General features: G+C 72.0%; 9 protein-coding genes. 6 read left to right on the plus strand and 3 right to left on the minus strand.

All coding sequences use genetic code 11. The features are described 5' to 3' along the window. Positions 1–49 precede the first annotated feature (49 nt). A complete protein-coding gene (locus tag P1P70_RS04405; protein ID WP_013002201.1) occupies positions 50–535 on the minus strand; it encodes an Lrp/AsnC family transcriptional regulator in 486 nt (161 codons plus the stop codon). A 189-nt stretch (positions 536–724) separates the two neighbouring features. Here P1P70_RS04405 and pdhA point away from each other — a divergent pair, with 189 nt between their 5' ends. From pdhA to P1P70_RS04435, 6 genes are all read left to right on the plus strand, one after another. Further along, a complete protein-coding gene (gene pdhA / locus P1P70_RS04410; RefSeq protein WP_319234736.1) occupies positions 725–1,861 on the plus strand; it encodes a pyruvate dehydrogenase (acetyl-transferring) E1 component subunit alpha in 1,137 nt (378 codons plus the stop codon). Then, entirely contained in the window at positions 1,858–2,862 is a 1,005-nt protein-coding gene (locus P1P70_RS04415; RefSeq protein ID WP_319234737.1) for an alpha-ketoacid dehydrogenase subunit beta, read from the plus strand. Before pdhA ends, P1P70_RS04415 begins: the two co-directional genes overlap by 4 nt. After that, a complete protein-coding gene (locus P1P70_RS04420) occupies positions 2,862–4,277 on the plus strand; it encodes a dihydrolipoamide acetyltransferase family protein (protein ID WP_319234739.1) in 1,416 nt (471 codons plus the stop codon). Before P1P70_RS04415 ends, P1P70_RS04420 begins: the two co-directional genes overlap by 1 nt. A gap of 115 nt (positions 4,278–4,392) precedes the next feature. Then, positions 4,393–5,358 carry an NTP transferase domain-containing protein gene (locus P1P70_RS04425; RefSeq protein ID WP_319234741.1) on the plus strand — a complete coding sequence of 322 codons (966 nt, stop codon included), beginning with the start codon at positions 4,393–4,395 and terminating at the stop codon, positions 5,356–5,358. Beyond that, positions 5,355–6,710 carry a molybdopterin molybdotransferase MoeA gene (locus tag P1P70_RS04430; RefSeq protein ID WP_319234743.1) on the plus strand — a complete coding sequence of 452 codons (1,356 nt, stop codon included), beginning with the start codon at positions 5,355–5,357 and terminating at the stop codon, positions 6,708–6,710. The genes P1P70_RS04425 and P1P70_RS04430 overlap by 4 nt, the downstream gene beginning before the upstream one ends. Positions 6,711–6,822: 112 nt before the next feature. Further along, positions 6,823–7,914, plus strand: a complete 1,092-nt coding sequence (locus P1P70_RS04435) for a potassium channel family protein (protein ID WP_319234745.1) — start codon at positions 6,823–6,825, stop codon at positions 7,912–7,914. 96 nt (positions 7,915–8,010) lie between these two features. Here the strand turns inward: P1P70_RS04435 and P1P70_RS04440 are convergent, their stop codons facing one another. Together P1P70_RS04440 and P1P70_RS04445 are read right to left on the minus strand one after the other, a co-directional pair. Next, the gene (locus P1P70_RS04440; protein WP_319234747.1) at positions 8,011–8,859 is read right to left on the minus strand and encodes an ABC transporter permease; all 849 of its coding nucleotides are present in this window, start codon (positions 8,857–8,859) and stop codon (positions 8,011–8,013) included. Beyond that, a complete protein-coding gene (locus tag P1P70_RS04445) occupies positions 8,856–9,884 on the minus strand; it encodes an ATP-binding cassette domain-containing protein (protein WP_319234748.1) in 1,029 nt (342 codons plus the stop codon). Before P1P70_RS04445 ends, P1P70_RS04440 begins: the two co-directional genes overlap by 4 nt. Positions 9,885–10,183: the final 299 nt, after the last annotated feature.

The raw sequence follows: 10,183 nt of genomic DNA on the forward strand, positions 1-10,183 counted from the left end.
GCGCGGGCGCCTGGATGTCGTGCTCGGGACAGCCTGGTCGTCCTGCCCCTCAGCCCTCCGGTTCCACGTCCTCCTCCTCGAACACCAGCAGCGTCCGGGTGCTGAGCACCTCCGGGATGGCCTGGAGCTTGGTGAGGACGACCTCGCGCAGGGCTCTGTTGTCCGAGGTGTGCACCAGCAGCAGGACGTCGTAGTCGCCGCCCACCAGCGCGATGTGGGCGGCGCCGGAAAGTTGGCGCAGCTGGTCGCGGACCGTGCGCCAGGAGTTCTGCACGATCTTGAGCGTGATGTAGGCCGAGGTGCCCTTTCCGGCGCGCTCGTGGTTCACGCGCGCCCCGAAGCCCCGGATCACGCCGTCCTCGATGAGGCGGTTGATGCGCGCGTAGGCATTGGCACGGGAGACGTGGACCCGTTCGGCCACGGACCGTATCGAGGCGCGGCCGTCTGCCTGGAGCATGCGCAGGATGTCCTGGTCTATGGCGTCCAGCGGTCGAGGGGGCGGCAGGGCCGGGCCGTGCTCCGGCGGCTCGGCCATTTGTTCAGGTGCCATGTGCCCCCGCCTCCCTACCATGGACGTACTGCGTTCATTTGAGGTTGTGCAGAACCGTTTGTCCACAGCCTCAGGGTGCCTGTAGCCAAAATGCGCCAACGACCGAACAATCGGTAGGTGAGACGCGTCACAGCCGTGCCGCGTCCCTGAGCCACTCCCACGAGGAGGTGCCGTATGACGGTCATGGAGCAGCGGGGCGCGTACCGCCCGACACCGCCGCCCGCCTGGCAGCCCCGCACGGACCCCGCGCCGCTGCTGCCCGACGCCCTGCCGTACCGCGTGCTCGGCACGGACGCGGCCGCCGAAGCCGACCCCGCGCTGTTGCGTCGGCTCTACGCCGAGCTGGTGCGCGGCCGTCGCTACAACACGCAGGCCACGGCCCTGACCAAGCAGGGCAGGCTCGCCGTCTACCCCTCCAGCACCGGCCAGGAGGCCTGCGAGGTCGCCGCCGCACTCGTCCTCGAGGAGCGGGACTGGCTCTTCCCGAGCTACCGCGACACGCTCGCCGCCGTCGCCCGCGGCCTCGACCCCGTCCAGGCGCTCACCCTGCTGCGCGGCGACTGGCACACCGGCTACGACCCGCGCGAGCACCGCGTAGCGCCCCTGTGCACCCCCCTCGCCACCCAGCTCCCGCACGCCGTGGGCCTCGCGCACGCCGCCCGCCTCAAGGGCGACGACGTGGTGGCGCTCGCCCTGGTCGGCGACGGCGGCACCAGCGAGGGCGACTTCCACGAGGCGCTCAACTTCGCCGCCGTCTGGCAGGCCCCGGTGGTCTTCCTCGTCCAGAACAACGGCTTCGCGATCTCCGTGCCGCTCGCCAAGCAGACCGCTGCCCCGTCACTGGCCCACAAGGCCGTCGGCTACGGGATGCCGGGCCGCCTGGTCGACGGCAACGACGCGGCGGCCGTGCACCAGGTGCTCGCCGAGGCCGTGGCGCACGCGCGCGCGGGACGCGGCCCCACCCTGGTCGAGGCGGTGACGTACCGCATCGACGCCCACACCAACGCCGACGACGCCACCCGCTACCGGGGCGACGCCGAGGTCGAGACCTGGCGCGCACACGACCCGATCGCCCTCCTGGAGCACGAGCTGACCGAGCGCGGACTCCTCGACGAGGACGGCATCCGGGCCGCCCGGGACGCCGCCGAGACGATGGCGGCCGACCTGCGCGAGCGCATGAACCAGGACCCGCTCCTTGACCCCATGGACCTCTTCGCCCACGTCTACGCCGAACCCACCCCCCAACTGCGCGAACAGGAAGTCCTGCTCAGGGCCGAGCTGGCGGCGGAACACGAAGGGGCGCACCGATGACCACCGTCGCCCTCAAGCCCGCCACCATGGCGCAGGCGCTCACCCGCGCCCTGCGCGACGCCATGACCGCCGACCCCACCGTGCACGTCATGGGCGAGGACGTCGGCGCCCTCGGCGGTGTCTTCCGGGTCACCGACGGCCTCGCGAAGGAGTTCGGCGAGGACCGCGTCACCGACACCCCGCTCGCCGAGGCGGGCATCCTGGGCACGGCCGTCGGCATGGCCATGTACGGGCTGCGGCCGGTCGTGGAGATGCAGTTCGACGCGTTCGCCTACCCGGCGTTCGAGCAGCTCATCAGCCATGTCGCCCGGATGCGCAACCGCACGCGCGGTGCCATGCCGTTGCCGATCACCATCCGCGTCCCCTACGGCGGCGGCATCGGCGGCGTCGAGCACCACAGCGACTCCTCCGAGGCGTACTACATGGCGACCCCCGGTCTGCATGTCGTCACGCCCGCCACCGTCGCCGATGCCTACGGGCTGCTGCGCGCCGCGATCGCGTCCGACGACCCGGTCGTCTTCCTGGAGCCCAAGCGCCTGTACTGGTCGAAGGACACCTGGAACCCCGAGGAACCGCAGAGCGTCGAGCCGATCGGCCGCGCGGTCGTGCGCCGCACGGGCCGCAGCGCGACGCTGATCACCTACGGCCCGTCCGTGCCCGTCTGTCTGGAGGCCGCCGAGGCGGCCACGGCCGAGGGCTGGGACCTCGAAGTCGTCGACCTGCGTTCCCTGGTGCCCTTCGACGACGAGACGGTCGCCGCGTCGGTACGGCGCACCGGACGCGCGGTGGTCGTGCACGAGTCCGGCTCCTACGGCGGCCCGGGCGGCGAGATCGCGGCCCGCGTGACCGAGCGCTGCTTCCACCACCTGGAGGCGCCCGTGCTGCGCGTCGCCGGGTTCGACATCCCCTATCCGCCGCCGATGCTGGAACGGCACCATCTGCCCGGCGTCGACCGGATCCTGGACGCCGTGGGGCGCCTGCAGTGGGAGGCGGAGAACTGATGGCCCAGGTGCTGGAGTTCAAGCTGCCCGACCTCGGCGAGGGACTGACCGAGGCCGAGATCGTCCGCTGGCTCGTCCAGGTCGGGGACGTCGTCGCGATCGACCAGCCCGTGGTCGAGGTCGAGACGGCCAAGGCCATGGTCGAGGTCCCCTGCCCCTACGGCGGCGTCGTCACCGCCCGCTTCGGCGAGGAGGGCACCGAACTGCCCGTCGGGGCACCGCTGCTGACGGTGGCGGTGGGAGCGCCGGTCGCCGACGGTTCCGCCGGGCCGACGGGCGCGGGCGCCGCCGACGCGAACGAGGGCTCCGGCAACGTGCTGGTCGGCTACGGCACCGGGGCGCCCCCGGCGCGCCGCAGGAGGGTGCGGCCGGGAGAGCCGATCCGGCCCGTGGGCCGGGTGGCGCCGACGGTGGCGCTCGACTCCGTCGGGACGGCGGCGGCCCCGGTCACCTCTCCCGAGCGGCCGGACGGGCACAGGTCGGCCTCCGCCGCCGAGCGCCCGGACGGGCCTGTGCCGGTGATCTCCCCGCTCGTCCGCCGTCTCGCCCGTGAGCACGGGCTCGACCTGCGGAAGCTGCGGGGCTCGGGACCCGAGGGCCTGATCCTGCGGGCGGACGTGGAGCACGCACTGCGGGCCGCCACGGCTCCGGTTCAACCACCCCGGGCCGTGACCGCGACGCCTGCCGCCGCCCCGGTCGAGCGGACCGCGCCCGCAGAAACCGCGTCCGGCACCCGTGTCCCCCTCCGCGGCGTCCGTGGCGCCGTCGCCGACAAGCTCTCCCGCAGCCGACGCGAGATCCCGGACGCGACCTGCTGGGTGGACGCCGACGCGACAGAGCTGATGAACGCCCGAACGGCCATGAACGCGGCCGACGGGCCGAAGATCTCCCTCCTGGCGTTGCTCGCCCGTATCTGCACCGCGGCGCTCGCCCGCTTCCCCGAGCTCAACTCCACGGTCGACATGGAGGCCCGCGAGGTCGTACGACTGGAGCAGGTGCACCTCGGGTTCGCCGCGCAGACGGAACGAGGGCTGGTCGTGCCCGTGGTGCGGGACGCGCACACCAGGAACGCGGAGTCCCTCGGCGCGGAGTTCGCCCGGCTGACCGAGGCGGCACGCACCGGCACACTGACGCCCGGCCAGCTGACCGGCGGCACCTTCACGCTGAACAACTACGGCGTGTTCGGCGTCGACGGCTCCACGCCGATCATCAACCACCCCGAGGCAGCCATGCTCGGCGTCGGCCGCATCGTCCCCAAGCCCTGGGTGCACGAGGGCGAGCTGGCCGTACGGCAGGTCGTGCAGCTCTCGCTCACCTTCGACCACCGGGTGTGCGACGGTGGCACGGCGGGCGGCTTCCTGCGCTACGTGGCGGACTGCGTCGAACAGCCGGCGGTGCTGTTGCGCACGCTCTGATCACCGGCTTTGTCCGGCGGGTCCGGCTGCTGGGGCGTCGTCCGACCCGACCGGGTCGGCAACGCGCGGCCTCCCCCGCGTTCCCAGTGATCGCGCAGGCCCGCATACTCGGAGGGTGACCGCGTACGAGCCCCCGGGCGGCCCCGGTACCGACGTGTTCGACGCCGTCGTGCTCGCCGGGGGCGCCGCCCGGCGCCTCGGCGGCACGGACAAGCCCGCCGTGCGCGTCGGCGGGCGGGCCCTGCTCGACCGTGTGCTGAGCGCCTGCGCCGGGGCCGGGACGACCGTGGTCGTCGCCGACCCCCGGCCCACCGCGCGGCCCGTCCTGTGGGCCCGCGAGGACCCCCCCGGCGGAGGCCCCCTCGCCGCGCTGGGCGCCGGTCTCCGGCACACCACCGCGCCGTACGTCGTCGTCCTCTCCGCCGACCTGCCGTTCCTGGACGAAGGGATGGTACGCCGGCTGCTCGACGCCCTCATGGCCGACGAGGGGACCGCCGACGGCGTCCTGGTCACCGACCACGACGGCCGCGACCAGCCGCTCGTGGCCGCCTACCGGGCCGAGTCCCTCCGCCGAGAGCTCGCGCGGCTCGCCGCCGAGCACGACGGCCTGACCGGGCTCCCCCTGCGGCGGCTGAGCGCCGCACTGCGCCTCACCCGTATCACCGACCCCCTCGCGTCCTTCGACTGCGACACCTGGGACGACATCGCCGCCGCCCGCGCACGGATCAGGGAGCATGGCCACGTGTTGGATGAATGGATTTCCGCAGTCAAGGACGAGCTGGGGATCGACCTCGACGTCGACATCACCGAGCTGCTCGACCTCGCCCGTGATGCCGCCCACAGCGTGGCCCGGCCCGCCGCCCCGCTGACCACGTTCCTCGTCGGCTACGCCGCCGCCAAGGCCGGGGGAGGCCCCGAGGCGGTCACCGAGGCCGCCCGTAAGGCCTCCGCGCTGGCCCTGCGCTGGGCCGACGAGGCCACTGCCGGGACCGAGCCGGACGCCGAGCCCGAAGCAGCCCCGGAGGTCCAGCCCCATCCCGGGCCCGGCGCCGGCCAGGACACCGGTCCGGCCGCCGGATGACCGCCCAGGACGCCGAGGAACTCGACGTGGAGGAGGCGCTGGCCGTGGCCAACGACAGGCCCGTCCGGGGGCCGGCCGAGCCGGGCTCCCCCCGCGAGACCCCCACGACCGGTCAGACCGGCGCGCACCGGGCCAAGGACGACGCCCACCACCGGGCCACCTCCTGGCCCGAGGCCCGGGCCGTCGCCGAACGCGCCGCCCGCTCGGCCGGGCGCCGGGCCCCCGTGTCGGTCACCGTCGACAAGGCCCTCGGCCTGGTGCTCGCCGCCCCGCTCACCGCCCTCACCGACCTTCCCTCCTTCGACACCTCGGCGATGGACGGCTGGGCGGTCGCGGGCCCCGGCCCCTGGGCGGTACGGGAGGACGGTGTGCTGGCGGGCCACGGCCAGCCCGTACGGCTCACGGACGGGGAGGCGGTCCGGATCGCCACCGGCGCCCGTATCCCGCCGGACACGACCGCCGTCCTACGCAGCGAACACGGCCGCACCGACGACAAGGGGCGGCTGCATCCGACCCGGGACCTCGCCCACGGGCAGGACATCCGCCCACGAGGCCAGGAGTGCCGCAACGGCGACCAACTGCTGCCGCTCGGGACGCAGATCACCCCGGCCGCGCTGGGGCTCGCGTCGGCCGCCGGGTACGACACGTTGAGCGTGCTCCCCCGCCCGCGCGTCGAACTGCTCGTCCTGGGCGACGAGCTGCTCACCGAAGGGCTGCCGCGCGAGGGCTCGATCCGGGACGCCCTCGGTCCGATGCTGCCCTCCTGGCTCCGGGCACTGGGCGCCGAGGTCACCGCCGTACGCCGCCTCGGCGACGACGCCGACGCCCTGTACCGGGCGGTGAAGAAGTCCTCCGCCGACCTCATCGTCACCACGGGTGGCACGGCGTCCGGACCCGTCGACCATGTCCACCCCACCCTGCGCCGCGTCGGGGCCGAACTCCTCGTCGACGGGGTGAAGGTGCGTCCGGGCCACCCCATGCTGCTGGCCCGGATCAAACCGGATCAGTACCTCGTCGGGCTGCCCGGCAACCCACTGGCCGCCGTGTCCGGGCTGTTCACGCTCGCCGAGCCGCTGCTGCGCACCCTCGCCGGGCGCGCCGCCCCGGACCCGTACACGATGCCGCTGCGGGAGGCGGTGCACGGGCACCCGCACGACACGCGGCTCGTCCCTGTCAGCCTGCGGGGTGATGACGCCCTGCCGCTCCACTACAACGGTCCCGCTATGCTCCGCGGCATCGCCACCGCTGATGCCCTTGCCGTCGTACCGCCCGGCGGCGCCCGTGCCGGGCAGGAGCTGGAACTGCTTGATCTGCCCTGGGCGACGGCGGGCATCCAGGTGTGTTTCACGTGAAACATCGACATGGCTCACCGGCCTTGCGACCACCGGTGTTTCACGTGAAACAACGAGCAGCCGGGGGCGGAGTGCAGCCAGGGGATGTACGCCGAAACGGGGAGTGTTTCACGTGAAACTACCGGGCCAGGACGCGATCGCCCGCAATGCGGACGAGCGTCACGTGACCCACCAGGTGAGATTGCCGAAACAAGAGGTCGAGCGGCCCATCCGTCAGGTCGGCAAGCGACTGGCGATGGCCCTGTTCGTGCTGGTCGCCACCGCCTTCATCGTCTATGCCGACAACGAGGGGTACAACGACAATTCCGACGGCTCCGTGGATCTGCTCGACGCGTTCTACTACGCCACCGTCACCCTCTCCACCACCGGCTACGGCGACATCACCCCGGTCAGCGATGCTGCCCGGTTCACCAACATCTTCGTGATCACGCCGTTGCGTGTGCTGTTCCTGATCATCCTGGTCGGCACCACGCTGGAGGTGCTCACGGAGCGCACGCGCGAGGAATGGCGACTGAACCGCTGGAGGGCGGCCTTGAGGGAGCACACCGTTGTCGTCGGCTGGGGGACGAAGGGGCGGTCGGCGGTCCAGACCGTCTGCGCGACGGGCCTGAAGAAGGAGCAGGTCGTTGTCGTGGACCCCAGCTCGAAGGCCATCGAGGCGGCGGCCTCCGAGGGGTACACGGGGGTGGTCGGCGACGCGACCCGCAGTGATGTGCTGCTGCGGGCCGAGCTGCAGAAGGCACGCCAGATCATCATCTCCACCGCGCGCGACGACACCGCCGTACTGGTCACGCTGACCGCCCGCCAGCTCAACCGAGGCGCGAAGATCGTGGCCGCGGTCCGGGAAGAGGAGAACGCGCCGCTGCTGAAGCAGTCCGGGGCCGATGTCGTCATCACCAGTGCCAGTGCGGCCGGACGGCTCCTCGGGCTCTCCGTGCTCAGCCCCGCCGCCGGCATGGTGATGGAGGACCTCATCCAACAGGGCAGCGGGCTCGACATCGCCGAACGGCCGGTCATAAAGGCCGAGGTGGGGCGAGGCGTACGGGAGACGGAGGACTTGGTGGTCAGCGTGCTGCGCGGCCACCGGGTGCTCGGCTACGACGATCCGTCCATCGGGGAGCTGCAGTTGACGGACCGGCTGATCACCATCGTCCGGGCCACCCCGAGTACGAAGATCACTCCCGAGACGAAGCATCTGCCGTAGTGGGAGCGGAACGGTAGCGGAACGGGAGCGAAGCGGCACCGACAAGGGTGGTGGCCCCGGGGTCCAGCCCCGGGGCCACCCTCTTGGAGCGATCGCCTACTTGCGGTTGTAGAGCCGCATCGTGATCGGTCCGAAGACCAGCACGAACAGGGCGGACCAGCCCAGCGTCCAGGCGATCTCCGCCGTCGGCCACTCGCCCGCCATCAACTCGCGGACCGCCGAGGCCAGATGCGTGACCGGGCTGTTGTTGACGAACGCCTGGAGCCAGCCCGGCATGGTGCTCGGGTCGACGAAGACGTTGGACAGGAAGGTCAGCGGGAAGATCACCATCATGCTGACGCCCATCACGGACTTCTCGGTGCGCAGCATGAGGCCGAACATCGTCCAGATCCACGAGAACGAGAACGAGAAGACGATGAGCAGCGCGACCCCGGCGACCACACCGATCACGCCACCGTCCGGGCGGTAGCCGAGGATCATGCCGACGGTGAGCATCACCACGGACGCGATCGCGTAGCGCAGGGCGTCGCCCAGCAGATAGCCGACCATCGTCGACGGCCGCCAGATGGGCAGCGAGCGGAACCGGTCGAAGACACCCTTCTCGATGTCCGTGTTGACCGAGACGCCGGTGTACATCGTGATCATCACGACCGACATCACCAGGATGCCCGGCAGCAGGAACTGGATGTACTCCTCCGGAGAGCCGGCCAGCGCCCCGCCGAAGAGGTACGTGTACATCAGCACCATCATGATCGGGAAGGCGGTGACGTCGAAGAGCTGCTCCGGCACATGCTTGATCTTGAGCATGGCCCGCCAGCCGAAGGTCAGTGACGCCGACAGGGCGCTGGGCCGCGGCGGGCGTTCCTTGGCGATGAGCAGCGCGGCGAGCGACTCGGCGCTGACGGGTGCGAGTTCCTTGCTGTCGGTGGTGGTCGCCGTGCTCATGCCGCTGCCTCGTCCTTCGTCTCGGGGGCGTCGGCCTGCGTGGCGGCCGCCTTGGTGTCGTGTCCGGTGAGGGCGAGGAACACCTCGTCCAGGCTGGGCTGGCCCAGCGAGAAGTTGTCGACCGTGATACCGGTGCGGGCCAGCTCGGCGAGCGCCCGGGCGGCGGCCTCCGCGGCCCCCTGACCGTTGGCGGATCCCGCGCCGACGCGCGCCGTCAGGGCCACCGGGTCCGGCTCGCGCTGCACGTCGGCGTCGAGGGCGAGCCGCAGCACCTGCTCGGCCTGCGGCCGCTGGGCCGGGTCGCGCAGCCGCAGATGGACGGAACCGGCGCCCACGGACGCCTTCAGCTCACCCTTCGTGCCCTCCGCGATCACCTTGCCCTGGTCGATGACCGCGATCCGGGACGCCAGTTGGTCCGCCTCGTCGAGATACTGCGTGGTCAGCAGCACGGTCGTGCCCTGGGCGACCACCGCGCGCACGATGTCCCACACCTGGTTGCGGCTGCGCGGGTCGAGCCCGGTCGTCGGCTCGTCCAGGAACAGCAGGTCGGGCGTGTTGAGGATGGACGCGGCGATGTCGATACGGCGCCGCATGCCGCCCGAGTAGTGCTTGACCTGCTTTCCGGCCGCCTCGCTCAGCCCGAAGGCCTCCAACAGCTGCCCGGCGCGCTGCCGTGCCGTCCGCTTGTCGTGGCCGAGGAGCCGGGCGAGCAGCACCAGGTTCTCGGAGCCGGTGAGGTCCTCGTCCACGGAGGCGTACTGCCCGGTCAGGCTGACCCGGCCGCGTACCTCGTCAGCCTCCCGGACGACGTCGTGTCCGAAGACGTGCGCCTGGCCGCCGTCGGGGCGCAACAGGGTGGCGAGCATCTTCACCGTGGTGGTCTTGCCGGCGCCGTTCGGGCCGAGGACGCCGTAGACCGTGCCGGCGGGCACGGCCAGGTCGACGCCGTCGACGGCCCGGGTCTCGCCGAACGTCTTCACCAGACCTGCGGTCTCGATCGCGAGGCCGGACGTCTGTGCGCTCATGTTGAGATCCTTCCGCGTACGGGGCCCGTGTCCGGGTCGGGGCTATGCAAGGGGAGACCGCCGGGACGGCCGGAACTCATCGGTCGCCGCGCGGGAAAACACAATCGCTTCGGCTGCTTCGGCTGCTTCGGCTGCTTCGGCTGCTTCGGCTGCTTCGGCCGCTTCGGCATCGAGGCGAGCGCGTCGGCGGGCCCGTGCGGCCGTAAGGTCTCCACGGTCTCTCCGATGCGGGCCGATTGCACCCCCTGTGACGCCCGACCATTACCCTTTCTCTTATAAAAATCTCCAACCCACAGAAA

Source organism: Streptomyces sp. MB09-02B, assembly GCF_033794485.1.
GTDB lineage: Bacteria > Actinomycetota > Actinomycetes > Streptomycetales > Streptomycetaceae > Streptomyces.